18 protein-coding genes are annotated in these 17,863 nt (G+C 66.2%); 5 read left to right on the top strand and 13 right to left on the bottom strand.

Annotated elements, in window-relative coordinates:
- Positions 1 to 125: 125 nt before the first annotated feature.
- Positions 126 to 2,198, bottom strand: coding sequence for a pseudouridine synthase (locus Q0030_RS39925; RefSeq protein WP_298380458.1), 2,073 nt, complete (start codon positions 2,196 to 2,198; stop codon positions 126 to 128).
- A gap of 141 nt (positions 2,199 to 2,339) precedes the next feature.
- Here Q0030_RS39925 and Q0030_RS39920 point away from each other — a divergent pair, with 141 nt between their 5' ends.
- Complete coding sequence (locus Q0030_RS39920; protein WP_298380456.1) at positions 2,340 to 2,786, top strand: nucleoside deaminase; 447 nt, start codon at positions 2,340 to 2,342, stop codon at positions 2,784 to 2,786.
- Between the two features lie 117 nt (positions 2,787 to 2,903).
- Here Q0030_RS39920 and Q0030_RS39915 read toward each other — a convergent pair whose 3' ends face one another.
- Positions 2,904 to 3,809, bottom strand: a complete 906-nt coding sequence (locus tag Q0030_RS39915; RefSeq protein WP_298380454.1) for an alpha/beta hydrolase — start codon at positions 3,807 to 3,809, stop codon at positions 2,904 to 2,906.
- A gap of 119 nt (positions 3,810 to 3,928) precedes the next feature.
- Here Q0030_RS39915 and Q0030_RS39910 point away from each other — a divergent pair, with 119 nt between their 5' ends.
- Positions 3,929 to 5,161: an acyl-CoA dehydrogenase family protein gene (locus tag Q0030_RS39910; RefSeq protein WP_298380451.1), complete on the top strand. Its 1,233-nt coding sequence runs from the start codon at positions 3,929 to 3,931 to the stop codon at positions 5,159 to 5,161.
- 149 nt (positions 5,162 to 5,310) lie between these two features.
- Here Q0030_RS39910 and purD read toward each other — a convergent pair whose 3' ends face one another.
- The 4 genes from purD to Q0030_RS39890 all read right to left on the bottom strand — a co-directional run bounded on the left by purD (position 5,311) and on the right by Q0030_RS39890 (position 8,107).
- Positions 5,311 to 6,588, bottom strand: a complete 1,278-nt coding sequence (gene purD, locus Q0030_RS39905; protein WP_298380449.1) for a phosphoribosylamine--glycine ligase — start codon at positions 6,586 to 6,588, stop codon at positions 5,311 to 5,313.
- 98 nt (positions 6,589 to 6,686) lie between these two features.
- Entirely contained in the window at positions 6,687 to 6,986 is a 300-nt protein-coding gene (locus Q0030_RS39900) for a transcriptional regulator (protein WP_166303496.1), read from the bottom strand.
- A 3-nt stretch (positions 6,987 to 6,989) separates the two neighbouring features.
- A complete protein-coding gene (locus tag Q0030_RS39895; protein ID WP_298380444.1) occupies positions 6,990 to 7,541 on the bottom strand; it encodes a hypothetical protein in 552 nt (183 codons plus the stop codon).
- Positions 7,538 to 8,107 carry a DUF2306 domain-containing protein gene (locus Q0030_RS39890; RefSeq protein WP_298380442.1) on the bottom strand — a complete coding sequence of 190 codons (570 nt, stop codon included), beginning with the start codon at positions 8,105 to 8,107 and terminating at the stop codon, positions 7,538 to 7,540. Before Q0030_RS39890 ends, Q0030_RS39895 begins: the two co-directional genes overlap by 4 nt.
- A 122-nt stretch (positions 8,108 to 8,229) precedes the next feature.
- Between Q0030_RS39890 and xseA the strand changes: the two genes are divergently transcribed.
- On the top strand, positions 8,230 to 9,852 hold the full coding sequence (gene xseA / locus Q0030_RS39885) for an exodeoxyribonuclease VII large subunit (protein WP_298380440.1): 1,623 nt from the start codon (positions 8,230 to 8,232) through the stop codon (positions 9,850 to 9,852).
- A gap of 58 nt (positions 9,853 to 9,910) precedes the next feature.
- Here xseA and Q0030_RS39880 read toward each other — a convergent pair whose 3' ends face one another.
- Positions 9,911 to 10,744 (bottom strand): dienelactone hydrolase family protein, encoded by an 834-nt coding sequence (locus Q0030_RS39880; RefSeq protein WP_298380437.1) that lies wholly within the window; start codon positions 10,742 to 10,744, stop codon positions 9,911 to 9,913.
- 185 nt (positions 10,745 to 10,929) lie between these two features.
- Here Q0030_RS39880 and Q0030_RS39875 point away from each other — a divergent pair, with 185 nt between their 5' ends.
- Positions 10,930 to 11,157: a DUF2093 domain-containing protein gene (locus Q0030_RS39875; protein ID WP_016848019.1), complete on the top strand. Its 228-nt coding sequence runs from the start codon at positions 10,930 to 10,932 to the stop codon at positions 11,155 to 11,157.
- A gap of 14 nt (positions 11,158 to 11,171) precedes the next feature.
- Here the strand turns inward: Q0030_RS39875 and lpxK are convergent, their stop codons facing one another.
- The 6 genes from lpxK to Q0030_RS39845 form a co-directional block, all read right to left on the bottom strand.
- Positions 11,172 to 12,194: a tetraacyldisaccharide 4'-kinase gene (lpxK, locus tag Q0030_RS39870; RefSeq protein WP_298380434.1), complete on the bottom strand. Its 1,023-nt coding sequence runs from the start codon at positions 12,192 to 12,194 to the stop codon at positions 11,172 to 11,174.
- Positions 12,187 to 13,521, bottom strand: coding sequence for a 3-deoxy-D-manno-octulosonic acid transferase (locus Q0030_RS39865; protein ID WP_298380431.1), 1,335 nt, complete (start codon positions 13,519 to 13,521; stop codon positions 12,187 to 12,189). The genes lpxK and Q0030_RS39865 overlap by 8 nt, the downstream gene beginning before the upstream one ends.
- Positions 13,484 to 14,197, bottom strand: coding sequence for a lysophospholipid acyltransferase family protein (locus Q0030_RS39860; protein ID WP_298380428.1), 714 nt, complete (start codon positions 14,195 to 14,197; stop codon positions 13,484 to 13,486). Before Q0030_RS39860 ends, Q0030_RS39865 begins: the two co-directional genes overlap by 38 nt.
- Positions 14,194 to 14,442 (bottom strand): DUF4170 domain-containing protein, encoded by a 249-nt coding sequence (locus Q0030_RS39855; protein ID WP_016848023.1) that lies wholly within the window; start codon positions 14,440 to 14,442, stop codon positions 14,194 to 14,196. Before Q0030_RS39855 ends, Q0030_RS39860 begins: the two co-directional genes overlap by 4 nt.
- A 112-nt stretch (positions 14,443 to 14,554) precedes the next feature.
- Positions 14,555 to 15,364: a 3'(2'),5'-bisphosphate nucleotidase CysQ gene (locus Q0030_RS39850; protein ID WP_298380426.1), complete on the bottom strand. Its 810-nt coding sequence runs from the start codon at positions 15,362 to 15,364 to the stop codon at positions 14,555 to 14,557.
- On the bottom strand, positions 15,351 to 16,739 hold the full coding sequence (locus tag Q0030_RS39845; protein ID WP_298380424.1) for a TldD/PmbA family protein: 1,389 nt from the start codon (positions 16,737 to 16,739) through the stop codon (positions 15,351 to 15,353). Before Q0030_RS39845 ends, Q0030_RS39850 begins: the two co-directional genes overlap by 14 nt.
- A 276-nt stretch (positions 16,740 to 17,015) precedes the next feature.
- Here Q0030_RS39845 and Q0030_RS39840 point away from each other — a divergent pair, with 276 nt between their 5' ends.
- A complete protein-coding gene (locus Q0030_RS39840; RefSeq protein WP_298380421.1) occupies positions 17,016 to 17,540 on the top strand; it encodes a DUF6101 family protein in 525 nt (174 codons plus the stop codon).
- Positions 17,541 to 17,863 lie beyond the last annotated feature (323 nt).

Here is a 17,863-nt window from a genome sequence, read left to right as displayed (position 1 = left end):
CCCACGGGCAGACCACCCGTGTGGCACCCCCCTCCCTTGCCCTCCCCCACAAAGGGGGAGGGAACGGAGAGAGCGTTGATCGCATCGCAGCGAGTAAAGACGACACATCCATCGTCGCGACCGCCCTACTCGTCCTTCGGCGTGAGATCGCGCTTGCCGTGATAGCCGCGCTTGGGACGGCGTGGCGGGCCGTAGCCGTTGGCCTCGTCCTCGTTGCGGGCGCGCGCTTCCTCGCTGCCGGTGCGCTGCACCAGCACGCGGCGGCCCTTGCGGTCGTTGATCGTTTCGCGCTTGCTCGGCTTCGGCTTCCTGGCGGGCGCATCGTCGCTATCGCCGGCGTCACGCTGCTCCGGCCGCGTGAAATCCGCACCTGCGACTTTGGCGATCTTCTCGCCGAGTTGCTCGCGCAGCACCCGCGTCTTGACCTCCTCGACCTTGCCCTCCTCGAGCTCGCCGAGCTGGAACGGGCCGTAGGAGATCCGGATCAGCCGGTTCACCTCGAGCCCGAGATGCGCCATCACGTTGCGCACCTCGCGGTTCTTGCCCTCGCGGATCGCGAACACCACCCAGACGTTGGAGCTCTGGTCGCGCTCCAGCGTCGCATCGATCGGCCCGTATTTGACGCCGTCGACCTCGACGCCGTCCTTGAGCTGGTCGAGCTGGCCCTGCGTCACCTCGCCATGCGCGCGCACGCGGTAGCGCCGCAGCCATCCGGTGTCGGGATGCTCCAGCGTCCGCGCCAGCCCGCCGTCATTGGTGAGCAGCAGCAGGCCCTCGGTGTTGAAATCGAGCCGGCCGATTGAGATCAGCCGCGGCAGGCCCTCGGGCAGATTGTCGAACACGGTCGGCCGTCCCTCGGGATCGGCATGCGTCGTCATCAGCCCGCGCGGCTTGTGATACATGAACAGCCGCGTCCGCTCGCGCGGCGGCAACGGCTTGCCGTCGACCGCCACGACATCGTTCTCGGTGATGTCGAGCGCCGGCGAGTTGATCACGCGTCCGTTGACCGTGACGCGGCCCTGGGTGACGATTTCCTCGGCATCGCGGCGCGAGGCGAGACCGGCACGCGCCAGCACCTTGGCAATGCGTTCGCCGGATTTCTTCGGCTTCGGCTCGGGACGCTCGCGGCGATCGTCATAGGAACGTTCGCGATAGGCACCGCGGCCGCCGAACGCCGGGCGCTTGGCAAAGACCTTGCTGTCGTCCTCATTGTCGCGGCGCGGGCGGTCGCCGAAGCGGCCCTCGCTGCGCGGATGCTCCTGCCAGTCGGTGCGGCCTTCGGGGCGGTCGCGCCGACGATTGTCGCCACCAGCCTCGTCTCTTTCCCAGCGCGGCCGGCTGAACTTCGGCCGATCGCCCTGCTCCCGATCGTCGCGGGAGCGCGAGAACCGCGGCCGCTCGCCGCCGCCGCGATCGTCGCGCGGCCTGTCGAAATTGCGCGGGCCGTCGCGGAACGGACGCGAACCACGCTCCGGACGATCGGAACCGCCCTCGCGCTTCTGCCACGGCTTGGATTCGCCGCGCGGCGGCCGATCGCCAAAGTCCTTGCGCGGGCCGCGATCGCCACGATCACGATCGCCGCCGCGCTTGAACTTGCTGTCGCCGCCGAATTTCCGCGCGGGCCGGTCGCCATCGCGCGACGGACGGTCGCCGAACGATCGCTCGCCACGCGGCGTATAGGGCCGCTTCTCGCCGTCACGTTCGCGCGGCGCGTAAGGCTTCCGGTCGCCGAACTTCCGATCGGAAAACCGCCCCGCCGGGCGTGCATCATCGCGATCGCGCCGCGGCGCGCGGTCGTCGCGATTATAGTTCGGGCGGTCGCCGCGGGGCGTGTAGGGCCGCTTTTCGCCGCCGCGGTCTTCACGCGGCTTGAACGTGCGCTTCTCGCCATCGCCGTCACGCGGTGAGCGATCGCGGAACGGCCGGTCGCCGCGCGGGCGGTCGTCGCGGTTGAACCTCGGCTTGTCGCCGAACTCGCGGCGCGGCGGACGGTCCTCGCGGTCGCCGCGATAGGGCCGCTTGTCGCCATCGCCCTTGCCGGCAAACTTCTTATCGCCAAAGCCGCGCTTGGCAAATTTCTTGTCCGGTCCACGGGCGGCGCCGGAGCGGCCTTTGCCGCCGCCGGAACGGCCCTGTCCACCGCCGGGCCGATCACGCCGGCCGCGGGAATCGTTGTGTTTGTCGCTATCGCGGGGCATGAATGTTCTCGCCTGGGCGTTCAATTGGGGTGCAAGGGCAGCCGGGCATACGCGCCTGTTGGCAGCGCATTTGACGCAAAACCGGCATCCACTTTTGCTGAAGGCGAAGCTACTAGCAGGTTTCTTGCGATGATACGAGGCATGTCAGCCCCTTCTTTCATGGATTTGGCGCTGAAAACGGCTGAAAACGCCGGAAAGGCCGGCGAAGTTCCGATCGGATGCGTGATTGTCCGGGGTTACGAGATCATCGCCACCGCCAGCAATCGCACCCTGACCGACCGCGACCCCACCGCCCATGCCGAGATTTTGGCGATCCGGCAGGCGGCAGAGGCGATCGGGACCGAGCGGCTGGTCGATTGCGACCTCTACGTGACGCTGGAGCCCTGCACCATGTGTGCCGGTGCGATCTCCTTCGCCCGGATCCGCCGGCTGTACTACGGCGCCGCCGATCCCAAGGGCGGCGCGGTCGAGTCGGGCGTCCGGTTCTTCGCACAGCCGACCTGCCACCACGTCCCGGAGGTCTACGGCGCCGTCGGCGAGACCGAGTCCGCGACGCTGCTGAAGGATTTCTTCAAGGCGCGGCGGTGACGCTGCCGTAGCCCGGATGAAGCCCCCTCCTCGTCATTGCGAGCGAAGCGAAGCAATCCACATCTCAGCCCGGGGATGGAATGGATTGCTTCGTCGCTTCGCTCCTCGCAATGACGGCTAAGCCGCCAGGAAAAACTCCCGCAGCAGCTTCGCCGTCGCGTCCGGCGCTTCCTCGGGCAGGAAATGCCCCGACGCCACCGGCGCGCCGCTGACATTGGTTGCCCAGTTCTTCCAGGTGTCGAGCGGCGTCGTTGCGGCGCTCGCAACGCCGGCATCGCCCCACAATGCCAGCATCGGGATCGTGATCTTCTTGCCGGCATCGACATCGGCCTTGTCGATCTCGTAGTCGGCATAGGCGCCGGCGCGATAGTCCTCGCACATCGCGTGGATGCGCGCGGGATCGCGGAATGGCGCAATGTAGTGCGCGAGCGCGCGCGGATCGATCGCGTCCAGCGTCTTGGTCCTGGTCTGGCTCGCCATCTTCTCCTTGAGGAAGAATTCGCCATTGTTGGAGATCAGCGTCTCCGGCAGCGGATAGGGCTGCGCCAGGAACGCCCAGTGGTAGATCTTCAGCGCCGAGAGGCGATTGAGCTTCTGCCAGTAGTCATAGGTCGGCGCGATATCGAGCACCGCAAGCTTCGACAGCCGGCCGGGATGATCGAGCGCCAGCCGGTACGACACCCGGCCGCCGCGGTCGTGACCGGCGAGTGCGAAATGCACGTGGCCGAGCTGCTCCATCGCCTCGACCATGGTCTTGGCCCAGGCCCGCTTGGTGTAGGGCGTATGGTCCTTGTCGCTATCAGGCATGTCGGACCAGCCGTAACCCGGCAGGTCGGCGATGATCAGCGTGAATGCGTCGTCAAGTTTCGGCGCGACCGTGTGCCACATCACATGGGTCGAGGAGAAGCCGTGCAGCAACAGCAAGGGCGGGCCCTTGCCGCCGACGCGGGCGAAGATGCGGCCCTGCGAGGTGTTGATCCATTTCGACTCATAGCCGGGAAAAAGATCAGCGAGATCAGGCATCGGTAGCTCCCCGGTCGCGTGCGCCGTGCTTCAAACTTTGTTCGGCGTTGCCGCTGGCCCAGGTGAGGTTTATGCCATCCTCAAGCCGAGCCAACAACAACATGAAACGAGGAAGTGCCATGTCGATCGATTTCGAGATTCCCGCCGAGGCCAAGGCGATCCGCGAGAAGGTTCGCAAATTCGTGCACGACGAGTGCATCCCGGCGGAAATGGAACTCGACACCAAGCCGCTTGCCGAGGTGCTGGCGCCGCTGCGCAAGAAGGCCCGCGCGCAGGGCCTGTGGTGCCCCTTCGTGCCGAAGGAGTATGGCGGTATGGGCCTCGGCCCGCTCGCGAATGCGCTGGTGCAGATGGAGCTCGGCGAAAGCATGCTCGGCGCGCTCTCGATGAACACGCAGGGGCCGGACGACGCCTCGATGATGACGATCCTGGCGCACGGCACCGAGTACCAGAAGGAGAAATTCCTTAAGCCACTCCTGAACGGCGAGAAGCGGATCTGCTTCTCGATGACCGAGAAGGCCGCCGGCGCCGACGCCACCGGCATGCAGACCACCGCGGTCAAGGACGGCAACGAGAACTACATCCTCAACGGCGAGAAATGGTTCTCCTCGTCGGCGAGCGTCGCCGACCTCGCGCTGGTCATGGCGAAGACCGATCCGAACGCGCCGCGCCATAAGCAATACTCGACCTTCATCGTCGAGCTGCCCAACCCCGGCTACCGCATCAAGCGCAACGTCGCCAACATGGCGATCGAGGGCCCGCATGACGACGTGATCCATGGCGGCCACTCCGAGATCGAGATCAAGGATCTGAAGGTGCCCGCCGACAATCTGCTCGGCGGCGAAGGCAACGGCTTCAACATGGGCCAGCACCGCCTCGCCTACGGCCGGCTGCGCCACGGCATGCACAACGTCGCCAAGGCGCAGCGCGCGCTCGACATGGCGGCAGCCCACGTCACCAAGCGCTCGACCTTCGGCCAGTTGCTGGCCGACCGCCAGGCGGTGCAGTTCATGCTCGCCGACTGCGCCAGCGAGCTCTATATCGGCCGGCTGATGCTGCTGCACATCGCCTACAAGGCGGAGAAGGGCCTCGACATCCGCCAGGAGAACTCGATCGCCAAGATCTTCCACGCCCACATGGTGCACAAGGTGATCGATACCGCGATCCAGCTGCACGGCGCGCTCGGCTTCAGCCAGGATACGCCGCTGGCGAAATGGTACACCCAGGTACGCTCGCAGCGGCTGGTCGACGGTCCCGACGAGGTGCACAAGTGGAAGATCGGCAAGAACGTCATCAAGGCGTTCCGCGAGCACGGCACCACCGCGAGCGCTGCGGGCGGGGATTTGCTCTGAGCCGCTTCGTCATTCCGGGGCGGCGGCGCCCCACACCACTCCGTCATTGCCGGGCTTGACCCGGCAATCCATCTCACGAAGAGACTCTCTCGAAGGCGATGGATGCGCGGGTCAAGCCCGCGCATGACGAGCGAAAAGTGCGGCGGGAGCTAGCCCTTTTCCTGCTCCACCGCCTGCCAGGCGATATCGCGCCGGCAGAATCCCTCCGGCCATTTGATGCGATCGACGGCCTGATAGGCACGGTCGCGCGCCTCGGTCACTGTCTTGCCCATCGCGCAGACGTTCAGCACCCGACCCCCGTTGGCAAGGATGGCACCATCCTTCGCCACCGTGCCGGCATGGAAGATCTCGACGCCCTCGACCTTGCCGGCATCATCGAGGCCCTCGATCCGCGTACCCTTGATGTAGTCGCCGGGATAGCCCTTGGCCGCCATCACCACCGTCAGCGCCGGGTCCGGGTACCAGCGTAGGTCGAAGTTCTTCAATTGCCCGTCGATGGAGGCAAGGAAGGCCGGCACGATGTCCGACATCATCCGCAGCATCAGCACCTGGCACTCGGGATCGCCGAAGCGGACGTTGTATTCGAACAGCTTTGGCCCCTGCGCGGTCAGCATCACGCCGGCATAGAGCACACCCTTGAACGGTGTGCCGCGGCTCTTCATCCCCGCAACCGTCGGCAGGATGATGCGCGCCATGATCTGGTCGTGCACCTCAGGCGTCACGAACGGCGTCGGCGAATAGGCGCCCATGCCGCCGGTGTTCGGCCCCTTGTCGTGATCGAACACGCGCTTGTGGTCCTGCGCCGAGGCCAGCGGGATCGCGGTCTCGCCATCGCACAGCGCGAAGTAGCTGATCTCGCGGCCCGACAAATATTCCTCGATCACGACCTCGGCGCCGGCCGAGCCGAACGCGCCCTCGAACATCATCGCGATCGCGGCTTCGGCTTCGGGCAGCGTCTGCGCCACCACGACGCCCTTGCCGGCGGCAAGCCCGTCGGCCTTGACCACGATCGGCGCGCCCTGGGCGCGGACATAGGCCACCGCGTCCTTCGCATTGTCGAAGCGGCGATAGGCGCCGGTCGGAATGTTGAATTCGCTGCAGAGGTTTTTCGTAAAGCCCTTGGAGCCCTCGAGCTGCGCAGCCTGCTTGCTCGGCCCGAACGCCTTGATGTCGACGGCGGCGAGGTCATCGACGATGCCGGCGGCGAGCGGCGTCTCGGGACCGACCACCACCAGATCGACCGTATTGCGCCGGCAGAATTCGATCACCGCGGCATGGTCGGCGACATCGAGCGCAACGCACTCGGCCTCGCGCGCAATCCCGGCATTGCCCGGCGCGCACCAGAGTTTGGTCACCAGCGGGGATGCGGCGATCTTCCACGCCAACGCATGTTCGCGGCCACCGGAACCGAGCAGGAGGATGTTCATCAGAGACAGGCTCAAAAAGGGTGCAAGAGCTGTTTCGGTCGCACGAATCCCCGCCGGCCTGCAAGGGGCGACGGGGCCGATTCCCCCGTCATCCCGGCTCACGGCTGCTTGCCGGCGATGATCTCCTGCAAGGTCGCGACATGGCGGGCGAAGGCGCCACGGCCGGCCGCGGTCGCGGTCACGGTGGTCTGCGGCTTCTTGCCGACGAACGCCTTGTCGACCGAGACGTAGCCGGCCCGGGCCAGCGTCTCGATATGGGCGCCGAGATTGCCGTCGGTGGCGCCCGTCAGCTTCTTCAGCCGGGCGAATTCGAGCCCGGTCGAAACCGGCAGCGCATTGAGCGCCGCCATGATCCGCAGCCGCAGCGGCTGGTGGATGATCTCGTCGAGTTCGGCCATCGATCAGATCCGGCGCATCCAGAGGCCGCCGAGCACCAGCGCGCCGCCATGCACCGCGGCCATCCACAGCAGCAGAGCCGGGCCGGCGTAGAAATAGCCGATCACGATCAGGGCGCTGGTGCCGAGCGCGATCACGATGAAGGCATAGCCGAACCACAGGCCGGCGAGCGCGTAGAACAGCATCGCGAATACCGGCCAGAACACCAGCATCTGGCGCGGTCCGAAATGGCCCAGCACCACCGAGCAGAAAATGCCGAATACGATGAACAGCAGGAACGCCATCAGCAATCGGATGGCGAAGGCGCCCGCCCCCGGACCGACACCGCTGAACGCGGCAATTGCAATGGAGCCTGCGATCCCGACGAGGTCGATGACCAGCCAGATTGCATAGCCCTGCGGCGGCCATGTGTAGTTGGCGAAGTAGCCCACGGATACCAATACGCCCCACATGATGACGATGAGGCTGGCGATCTGGTAGATCTGTGATTGGCGGACGCGCTGCACGACGTCGTTGATGTCGTTCAGCGCCGCGCTGGCCTGCTGGCTGTCGATCATGACGGCACCCCACTCTGCTCGGCGAGCTTGGCGGACACCAGTGGCGCCTCCGCCGGCGGACGATATTTGCCGATCAGGACATAGGCGATCGTCATGGTGATGATCGACAGCACCAAGGCCACCAGCCCGACCTGCCCGCGCGTTGTCAGCGGCAGCACACGCGCCATGATTTCGGTCGCCGCCGCCGACATCAGCGACACGTAGGACCAGGAGATGAAATAGTAGTGGGTCAGTCGCCAGTTCGCCGGGCGCGGACTGCGCAGCAGCGGAACAATAGCCGCCACGATGCAGGCGAAGTTCACGATCGCGCCGACATGGAACAGGTTGAGAGCGCCGGTGAACCGATAGACCAGCATCGCGGTCCCGTCGGCGACCAGCATGGCGTAGACGAAGAAATACCCGCGCGCCCGGTGGCCCGCGCCGCGCTTTGGCCGCAGGAACTGGATCAGCCCGACACCGATGCACAGCATCGCCACGACGGCATGGACCGCGCCTGCCGCGGAATGGATGAAACTTGCCAACGTCAACTGCGGGATCATCGGGCAGCCCTCCAGCCAGGTCGCCATCACTCCTTTTACAGAGAACTCTGTATCACAGAGTATATGGACAAACAAGCCCGCGCATTGGCGATGGCGGGCAAAAGTCCCTACGTTGCGCTGAAGCTCACAAACAGCCGAATCACCTGCAAATGACTGCTGCCGCGCCGAATCTCGTCAACGCGCCCGAATTCACCGTCTCGGAACTGTCCTCCGCCCTGAAGCGGACGGTGGAGGACCGGTTCGGCCATGTCCGCGTCCGCGGCGAGATCTCCGGCTTCCGCGGCCCGCACTCCTCCGGCCACTGCTATTTCGCCCTGAAGGACGAGAGCGCCAAGATCGAGGCGGTGATCTGGAAATTTGCCCACGCCCGGATGCGCTTCAAGCCGCAGGAAGGGCTCGAGGTCATCGCCACCGGTAAGCTGACCACCTATCCGAACTCCTCGAAGTACCAGATCGTCATCGAGTCGCTGGAGCCGGCCGGCGTCGGCGCGCTGATGGCGCTGATGGAGGAGCGCAAGAAGAAGCTCGCGGCCGAGGGCCTGTTCGACGAGGCCCGCAAGCAGCTCTTGCCCTGGCTGCCCGAGGTGATCGGCGTCGTCACCTCGCCGACCGGCGCCGTGATCCGCGACATCCTGCATCGCCTCGAGGACCGCTTCCCCCGCCGCGTGCTGGTCTGGCCGGTCAAGGTGCAGGGCGACGGCTCGGCCGAGCAGGTCGCGGCCGCGATCCGCGGCTTCAATGCGCTGCCGGAGGGCGGCAGGATCCCGCGGCCCGATCTGTTGATCGTCGCGCGCGGCGGAGGCTCGCTGGAGGACCTGTGGTCGTTCAACGAGGAGATCGTGGTCCGCGCCGCGGCCGAGAGCCATATCCCGCTGATCTCGGCGGTGGGCCACGAGACCGACATCACGCTGATCGACTTCGTCGCCGACAAGCGCGCGCCGACGCCGACCGCGGCCGCCGAGATGGCGGTGCCGGTGCGCAGCGAGCTGTTCGTCGAGGTCCAGGCGCTCGCCCGCCGCACCCTGGTGTGCTGGCAGCGTAGCCAGGAGGCCCGCCGCAACGAACTGCGTGCTGCGGCGCGTGCGCTGCCGGCGGCGAACGAACTGCTGGCGATCCCTCGGCAGCGGCTCGATCATCTCGCTGCCGGGCTGCCGCGGGGGTTGAAAGCCAATACGCACGCGCACTTCCGACGCTTTGCCGCGTCGAGCTCGCGCCTCACCATCGGTGTGCTGCGCGGCCAGGTCGCGCATGCGCGGCAGCGGCTGACCGCATCCGGCGAGCGCATCACGCTGTCGGCGCGCGCGCTGCTGCATCGCAGGCAGGAGCGCTTCAGCGGGCTCGAGATCCGGCTCAAGGCCTCCAAGCTCGCCAATGCCAAGGCCCAGCGCACCGCGATCGCCCGCGATCTCGAGCGCACCCACCGCCTCGCCGAGCGCGCCCGCCGCGCGCTGTTGACGACGATGCAGCGGCTCGAGGCGCGGGTCGCCCATCGCAGCCAGCTGCTGTCGGCGCTGTCCTATCGCGGCGTGCTGGCGCGCGGCTTTGCCTTGGTGCGCGATGCGCAGGGACACGCGATCCATTCCGCCGCGGCGGTCGGCCCGAACGCCAACCTGTCGATCGAGTTCGCCGACGGCCGCGTCGCTGCCACCACGAATGCCGATCAGCCGGCGGCGACGGTGATGCCGGAGAGCCAGCCGAAGCCGCAGCGCGAGGCGAAACCGGCGGCGCCGAAGCGCGTCACCAAGCCGGTCGATCAGGGCAGCCTGTTCTGATTCTTGTTTTGACGCGTTTTCTTCACGCGAACCGGCGTCCACTTCGCTCGAAAACGCTCTAGCGCGCAAGCCACTCCGCGACTTGCTTCTGCGCGTCCTTGCGTGCGCTGGTATCGGTACCGATGTGACCGGGCTCCGTGATGTCGACCTCGGACGAAGCCGCGACCGCATGCAGCGGCAGGTTGGCGCGATCGAAATCGTGATAGGCATCGGGATAGACCACGATCCGCGCCAGCGCGCTGCGGCCGCGCGCGCCGTCGACCATCTGGTGGCAGGCCGATGATGATGTCACATCATCGCGCGCGCCGATCAGGACCAGCGTCGGCACCCGCGCGCTCCAGCCAAGGCCGGACGAGGTGCGGCAATCCGGATAGAACGCGACGGCCGAGCGAAAGTCCGGCTCGACGTTGCGCGACCACATCTGCGGTCGCACCGCCCACAGCAAGGCGGCCGCGCCATTGCCCCAGCCGATCAGGCTGATGCGGCTCTTCGCCACCCATTTCTGCTGCACCAGCCATTGCCGCGCGGCATTGATGTCCGCAACCCGCGCACGGCGGGTCTGGACCTGATGCTCCTTGATGCGGCACTGGGGCCCCAGCTCGCGCGAGCCGTAGCTGTCCGGCAGCAGCACCGCATGACCTGATGTGAGCAGCTGCTCGGCCCAGTCGCGATAGCGCGGCAGCACGGCCTCGGAACGGCCGGCAAGACCGCCGCAGCCGTGCAGCGCGATGACCGTCGGGAACGGGCCATCGCCGTCGGGCCGGTAGAGCTGCGCGTGCAGGGTGATGTTGCCTTCGGGAATCTCGACCTGATGCGGGGCCGGGAGCGGCGCCGCGGCCGCGGCCGGCACGGCAAACATGGCAAGGCACGTGAAAACTGACTTGAGGCGCATCCGATCCGGCCGGCTCGTTATGGCGCTGTAAACACAGCGGACCACGCCTGCAACGCTACCATGCACGTCTGCCGCCAAATCATCACAAGTCGGTGGTTTAACGGGCGGACATGACCCCCTATCTGTGATAGACGGCTTCATGAACATTTAAGGGCCTCATCGGGGGCAAGGCGGAGAGCTCAAACGTGCTGAACAAGTTCGGTCCCTCGGGCCATGGCGAAGCGCAGGTGCAATATCTCGATGGCGATTTCCGCGTGATCTCGCCCGGCACCTTTGTGCGTTGTGCCATCACCGACGTCCGGATCCCGCTCGACGAGCTGAAGTACTGGAGCGTCGACCTGCAGGAGGCCTACGCCACCCCGACCGCCGTGCTGCAGCGCCATCATCCCGGCGTGCTCAAACCGCAGGCTTAGGCTCAAGGCTGGGTTCATGTGGGCAGCCTCCTGTCCCGCGCCTTGAACAGCTGATCGGTCACCAGGCGCCGCAGCGCGGCAGCATCCTCGAATTGCAGCGTCACCGCGAACGGCACGATCGTTTGTGCCCAGGCCGGCATCCCGGCCGGACCACGCAACCGCGCCAGATCCTTTTCCGTCGTTACCAGCGTCAAGGCGTCGCTTCGCCCGTCGGCAACGAGCTGTTCGATCTCATCCTTCGTGAAGGCATGATGATCGGGGAAGGTTCTGTTGCGCACGACGTCGACGCCGCTTGCGCGCAGCGTGTCGAAGAAGCGCGCGGGATCGCCGATGCCGGCGAAGGCGAGCACACGCTGACCGCGCAACGCGCTCAATGAGGCCTCATCGGGCCTCAGATGCGCCGACAATATCGGCTTGCCACGGGACGCGACATCCGCCGCAATCTTCTTCGCGCCGCTTCCCTCGTCGACCACGATCAGCGCGTCGGTGCGCTCCAGCTGCGGCGACAGCGGCGCGCGCAACGGCCCCGCCGGAATGACGCGGCCATTGCCGACGCCGCGCGTGCCGTCGATCACGATCAGGCTGGCGTCCTTGAGTACGGATGGATTCTGGAAGCCGTCATCCATCAGGATCACGCTCGCATTCTGCGCGCGCGCCAGCGCCAGGCCCGCGGCACGGTCACGCGACACCACGACCGGCAAGGTCGCCGCCATCATCAGCGGCTCGTCGCCGACATCGGCCGCCGTGTGGCTGCTGCGATCGACCTTGACCGGCCCGGCAAGCCTGCCGCCATAACCGCGGCTGAGCACCACCGGCCGCTCGTCGAGCTCGCGCAGCAGTTTTGCCAGCGCCAGCACCGTCGGCGTCTTGCCGGCGCCGCCGACATGGTAATTGCCGACGCAGATCACGGGAATGCCGGCATCGATGCCGGCGCGCTGCATCCGCCGCGCGGCCACCGCGCCATAGAGCGCGGCAAGCGGTCGGAGCAGATGCGATGTCCAAGACGATGGCCGGTGCCAAAAGGCCGGCTCACGCATTGGCGGCTCCCATCTCGAGCTGCAGCTGCAACAGATAGGGCTCGAGAGCGGTCACCGTGCGCTCCAGCGCACCACCGAGCTGTTCGACGACGCGCTCGGAGGCCGAAAGCGAGGCGTCGCGCGCCGCGGGATCGGCGAGGAACTGGCCGAGCTGCTTGACCAGCGCGTCCAGATCGTCGGCGCGCCGCGCACCGCCGGCATGATCGAGCGCGTCGTAGACTTCGGTGAAGTTGAAGACGTGCGGGCCGTGCACGATCGCCGCGCCGAGCTTGATCGCCTCGATCGGATTCTGGCCGCCATGCGCCACCAGCGAGCCGCCCATGAACACGATCGGCGCGAGGCGATAGAACAGGCCGAGCTCGCCCATCGTGTCGGCGACGTAGATATCTGTTGTCGCGACCGGCAGGTCCTCGTGCGAGCGCAGCCCGGGGCGCAGGCCCGCTTCCGTCACGAGCCGCGCCACCGGCTCGCCGCGCGCGGCATGCCGCGGCACGATCACCGTGAGCAGCCCGGGGAAGAATCCGGCGAGCGATTTATGCGCCTCGATCAGGATCTCTTCCTCGCCGGGATGGGTGGACGCGGCAACCACGATCGCGCGGCCGCGCGTCATCGACATCAGCCGCTCCAGCTTGGCGGGATCGGCCGGCGGCGCCGCGACGTCGAGCTTGAGATTGCCGGTAACCATGACGTTGGGGCTGCCGAGCGCGGCAAAGCGTTCGGCATCGGTCTTCGACTGCGCGAGGCAGATGTCGAACCGTCCGAGCAGCGCCCCGATGGTGTTGGAAACCCGGCGCCAGCGCGGGAACGAGCGCTGCGACATCCGCCCGTTGATCAAGACCATCGGCAGCCGCCGCGCAGCGCTCGACAGGATCAGGTTCGGCCACAGGTCGGACTCTATGAACAGCGCCAGCGACGGATGCCAGTGATCGAGGAAGCGCGCGACATAGCGCGGCGAGTCATACGGCACGTATTGATGGATCACGTCGGGCGGAAAGCGTTTGGCCACGATCGCGGCCGAGGTCACCGTGCCCGAGGTGAGCAGGATGCGCAGATTGAGCGCGCGCAGCCGCTCGATCAGCCCGACTGCCGCCAGCACCTCGCCGACGCTCGCGCCGTGTATCCACACCAGCGGCCCCTGCGGCCTGGTATCGGCGCTGACGCCGCGCCGCTCGCCGACGCGTTCGGGATCTTCCTTGCCGAGCTTGAGCCGCCGCTTGATCAGCGCAGGCGCGAGCGGCACCATCGCGGACGATAGCTTGCGGTAGACACGCAACGTCATCGGTAGCGAGCTAGCCAAGCGTTGCCTCCGGCCGCCCGACGGCTGCATAGGCGCGCCGGGTCGCTTCGTTGAGAAGATTCTCCACCTGCTGCCGAAGCTTTTCCATCGTCGCGGCATCGGCATCGGGCGGCACATAGACCGGCTCAATACCTACCACTGCGCCGCGCCCGAATGGCAAATTGATGGTCGTGGAATCCCAGTTTTTCAACCGGATGAATCGGCTGGTGACCATCGCAAAGGGCATGATCGGCCGGCCGGTTTCCCGCGCCAGCATGATGGCCCCGAGGCCCGCCACCCGCGCCCGCTTCGGCACATCGGCCGTGGTCGCCATGTTGCAGCCGTCTTCCAGCGTCCGCACCATCTCCAGGAAGGCGCCGACGCCGCCCTTGCGGTGGAACGCGCCGGAATGGTCGCCGGACCCCCTGATCGTACCGATGCCGAGCCGCTCGACCGCCAGGGCGTTGAACTCGCCGTCGCGGTGGCGGGAGATCAGGACCTTGGCACGGTAGCTGTCCTTGGTCTTGATGAACGGCGTCATGAAGTGCTGGCCGTGCCAGAACACGAAGATCGCCGGCATCAAGGGCTCGACGATCCCGTACACGTCATGCGGCTGGTAGCTGAAGCGGTTGGTGTACCACACCAGCCGCAGATACTCGGCCGCGAGCACACCCAGCGCGCGCTGCACGACGCCGCTGCGCAGCAGATCGCGAAGAAGTCGTTTCAATGGGAGTGCTTCGTGTCCTGCTCGGGATCGAGCAACCGGTGGAGGTGAACGACGAAATAGCGCATCTGGGCGTTGTCCACGGTCTGCTGCGCCTTCGCCTTCCAGGCCGCATAGGCGGTCGCATAGTTCGGGTACACGCCGACGATCTCGACTTCGTCCAGATTCTTGAAGGTGTTGTGCTCGAGATCGGTCAACTCGCCGCCGATCACGAGATGAAGCAGCTGTGGCTGGGCATTGTCTGACATGATGGTTTTCCTAACGAGATGCCCGGCAAGCAAATGAAGTCGTAGTCGTCACAGGTCTGTCGTAACAAGTCTGGTCGTCACAATCGGAAACGCGGGGCGGATCGGCGGGGCCTCACGGCAATGGACGGTTGCGAAAATGCTCGACAATGCGTGCATGACGTTCGCGTCCTGCTGCCACCAGCACCCCATGCGTCACCTCCCGGCGATTGTACTCAATCGCATCCCCCGAGAGCGCGGTCATCTTACCACCCGCTTCCTGCACGATCAAATTCGCGGCGGCAAGATCCCAGTCGCGGCTTTGCCCGCCTGCAAAGGCGGCGTCAAGTCGACCTTGTGCTACGCGGCACAACCGCAGGGCCAGCGATCCGATCCGCGGATAGAGCGTGATCTCGTCCGATGTCGGGCTGAGCCGCTGCACCAGCGGTTTCGGTCCGGCCATGCGCGGAAAATCGAAATCGGTGCCCGCGGTTGCATGCACGCCGCTGTCGTTCAGGGTGGCGCCCTGGCCGCGGGCGGCGAAGAAGAATTCCTCCGTCACCGGCGCATACACCGCCGCGAGCACCGGCGATGCATTTTCAACCAGCGCCACACTGACGCACCAGTCCTCGCGGCCGGCGAGATACGCACGGGTGCCGTCGATCGGATCGACGATCCAGGTGAAGCGCCTGTCGAGCCGGTTCGCGTTGTCGGCGCTCTCCTCCGACAGCCAGCCGTAACCCGGCGTCGCCGAACGCAGCTGCTGCTCCAGGAGGTCGTTGACCGCGATGTCAGCCTCGGAGACCGGCGAGGACGCGCCCTTGATCCAGTTCTTCAACTCGGTGCGGAACAGCGACAATGCGAGCCGGCCCGCCTCCTGCACCGATCTGGTCAGCAAGGCGGCGTCGCGCGCCTTGGTCCAGTCGTCCGTATCAGCGTCCGCCAAGCGTCAGGCCCTCGATGCGCAGCGTCGGCGAATTGACGCCGTAGCGGAACTCCAGATCGTTGGCGGCAACCAGCGACTTGAACATCGGCAGTAGATGTCCGGCGATGGTCACTTCGCTGACCGGATAGGTGATCTCGCCATTCTCGATCCAGAAGCCGGACGCACCGCGGCTGTAATCGCCGGTCACGCCGTTGACGCCGGAGCCGATCAGGTCGGTGACATAGAAGCCCTGCTTGATGTCGGAGATCAGCTCCTTCGGCGTCACCGCACCCGGCTCGAGATGCAGATTATATGTTCCGGGCGACGGCGAGGACGACACGCCGCGATGCGCATGCCCGGTCGTCGCAAGGCCGAGCTCGCGCGCGGTCGCGGAGTCCAGCACCCAGGTGGTCAGCACGCCCTCATCGATCAGCGCGATCTTCTTCACCTTGACGCCCTCGGCGTCGAAGGTCTGCGAGCGCAGGCCGCGCACGCGCAAGGGATCGTCGATGATGCGGATATCCCTGGAGAACAGCTGCTCGCCGAGCTTGTCCTTCAGGAAGCTGGTCTTGCGCGCGATCGAGGCGCCGTTGATGGCGCCGACCAGATGGCCGACGATCGAGCCGGCAACCCGCGGATCGAACACCACAGGCACCTTGCAGGTCTCGACCTTGCGCGGATTGGACCGCGCCACTGCGCGCTCGCCGGCCTTGCGGCCGACGGTCGTGGGTGAATCGAGATCGGAGGCATGCGGCGCGCTGGTGAAATCATAGTCGCGCTCCATGCCGGTGCCCTCACCGGAAATCGCCGTCGTGGAGATGCCGTGGCTGGAGCGCAGGTAAGAACCGTGGAAGCCGGTCGAGGTCACCAGCACCATGCCGCCGATCCCGGTCGATGCCGACGCACCGCCGGACTTGGTGACGCCCTTGACCGCGAGCGCCGCGGCTTCCGCTTCGATGGCGCGCCGCTCGAGCTCGGCCGTGGTCGGGACCTTGCGGTCGAGCAGATCGAGATCGGGGAAGTCATGCGCATGGAGCGCGGGATCGGCCAGGCCGACATATTTGTCGTCCGGCGCGACGCGCGCCATCGCGACCGCACGCTCGGCGAGCTTTGCAACCCCGTCGCCGCTGACGTCATTGGTCGACACCACCGCCTGGCGCTGGCCGACGAACACCCGCAAGCCGACGTCATCGCCTTCGGAGCGTTCAGTTTCCTCGACGCGGCCGTCGCGGACTTCGACGCCTTGCGAGACGCCGCGCACCGCGATGGCATCGGCCGCATCGGCGCCGGCGCGCTTTGCGGCTTCGACCAGACGCTGCGCAAGGTCGCTCAGGCCGGACTGATCGAACAGATCGGAGGTATCGCCGTGTCGCGATGCAGATGGTGAAGAGTTCACGAACGAATTCCTGCGGATTGAGGGGGGCCCGGAATGGCGTCGACAGACCTAACCAGATGTGCCGGTTTCACAGGGAATTCAAGCACTTTGCACCGGCGGGCAACAAAGATTTGAGTGATCGGCGCAAGGCTTCGTCAATCATGCGGGCCAACCTCTTGTCAATCATGGTGCCAGGTGAGGAGCGGTTAACCAGGCTTTTTAAGCCGAAACGGCCATCGCTCGGCTAGGCTCTCACACATCGACCGGGAACATAATCCCGGCGGGGAGACTAAGGCTTTGAGGCGTCAAACACCAACAAGCGGAATCAATTCCGCCGGGTCGAGCCGCGCACTGCGGCTCGACCCTCTTTCCCTTCCGCTCAGCTTCCACGCGCAGGATGCGCGCGCGGATGGCGGCATGCGGCAGGTCGAGCTTCATCGCGAACATGTCGTGCTGCGCCGCGCCGTTCTCGGTATGCGGATGGCGGTCAATGTTCGCGTCAGCGATTTCCTCGGCGTCGCGCTGCGCGGCATCGACGATGCGCAGATGCTGGTGCTGGTTCACCGCGATCCCGCGCTCACCATTCCGCTCGGCACCAGTTCGGATGCCGAGGAGATCACCTCCGCCTGGCAGATGTGGAGCGACATCTTCCGTCTCCCGCAACTGACCGAGCCGGCGCCGCGCCGGCCTGCCCCGCGCCGCCGCCGCCGCAACGCGATCCGCGCGCGCCGCCCGAAATTCCTGGTCCGCCGCCGCGCCGGCGTCAGCCTCAACGGCACCAGCGTGCATCGCGACGAGCGCGAGATCATCGCGCGGAATTGAGTTCGTTTCGCTGCGCTCCACGACTCTCACCTCTTGGTCGTCCTGGCGAAAGCCAGGACCCATAACCACCGCGTTTGGTGATGAACGGGATCGTGACCCCAACTTCGCGCAACAATTGAGATTTGGGGTAATGGGTCCTGGCTTTCGCCAGGACAACGATGAGGATGGTTCTCGATTCAAGTTGTCACACCACGCGGTGTCATCACCCGCGCATGCGGGTGATCCAGTATTCCAGAGACGCCTGTGCTTGAACCGAGAAGCCGCGGCGTACTGGATCGCCCGGTCAAGTGTTCAGCCCGGGGACATGACCGACGGGTGTTCGG

Source organism: uncultured Bradyrhizobium sp. (assembly GCF_947648125.1).
Taxonomy (GTDB): domain Bacteria; phylum Pseudomonadota; class Alphaproteobacteria; order Rhizobiales; family Xanthobacteraceae; genus Bradyrhizobium.
Note: the sequence above shows the minus strand (reverse complement) of the source record. Positions and strands in the feature narration are given on the sequence as shown.

What these genes read in the sequence shown, in the direction of transcription:
- Q0030_RS39910 (WP_298380451.1), top strand. Translation starts at nt 3,929, where the DNA reads ATGTCGATCGATTTCGAGATTCCCGCCGAGGCCAAGGCGATCCGCGAG.
- Q0030_RS39880 (WP_298380437.1), bottom strand. Translation starts at nt 10,744, where the DNA reads ATGCGCCTCAAGTCAGTTTTCACGTGCCTTGCCATGTTTGCCGTGCCG.
- Q0030_RS39925 (WP_298380458.1), bottom strand. Translation starts at nt 2,198, where the DNA reads ATGCCCCGCGATAGCGACAAACACAACGATTCCCGCGGCCGGCGTGAT.
- Q0030_RS39895 (WP_298380444.1), bottom strand. Translation starts at nt 7,541, where the DNA reads ATGATCGACAGCCAGCAGGCCAGCGCGGCGCTGAACGACATCAACGAC.
- Q0030_RS39855 (WP_016848023.1), bottom strand. Translation starts at nt 14,442, where the DNA reads ATGTCAGACAATGCCCAGCCACAGCTGCTTCATCTCGTGATCGGCGGC.
- Q0030_RS39920 (WP_298380456.1), top strand. Translation starts at nt 2,340, where the DNA reads ATGTCAGCCCCTTCTTTCATGGATTTGGCGCTGAAAACGGCTGAAAAC.
- purD (WP_298380449.1), bottom strand. Translation starts at nt 6,588, where the DNA reads ATGAACATCCTCCTGCTCGGTTCCGGTGGCCGCGAACATGCGTTGGCG.
- Q0030_RS39900 (WP_166303496.1), bottom strand. Translation starts at nt 6,986, where the DNA reads ATGGCCGAACTCGACGAGATCATCCACCAGCCGCTGCGGCTGCGGATC.
- Q0030_RS39865 (WP_298380431.1), bottom strand. Translation starts at nt 13,521, where the DNA reads ATGCAGCCGTCGGGCGGCCGGAGGCAACGCTTGGCTAGCTCGCTACCG.
- Q0030_RS39890 (WP_298380442.1), bottom strand. Translation starts at nt 8,107, where the DNA reads ATGGCGACCTGGCTGGAGGGCTGCCCGATGATCCCGCAGTTGACGTTG.
- Q0030_RS39915 (WP_298380454.1), bottom strand. Translation starts at nt 3,809, where the DNA reads ATGCCTGATCTCGCTGATCTTTTTCCCGGCTATGAGTCGAAATGGATC.
- xseA (WP_298380440.1), top strand. Translation starts at nt 8,230, where the DNA reads ATGACTGCTGCCGCGCCGAATCTCGTCAACGCGCCCGAATTCACCGTC.
- lpxK (WP_298380434.1), bottom strand. Translation starts at nt 12,194, where the DNA reads ATGCGTGAGCCGGCCTTTTGGCACCGGCCATCGTCTTGGACATCGCAT.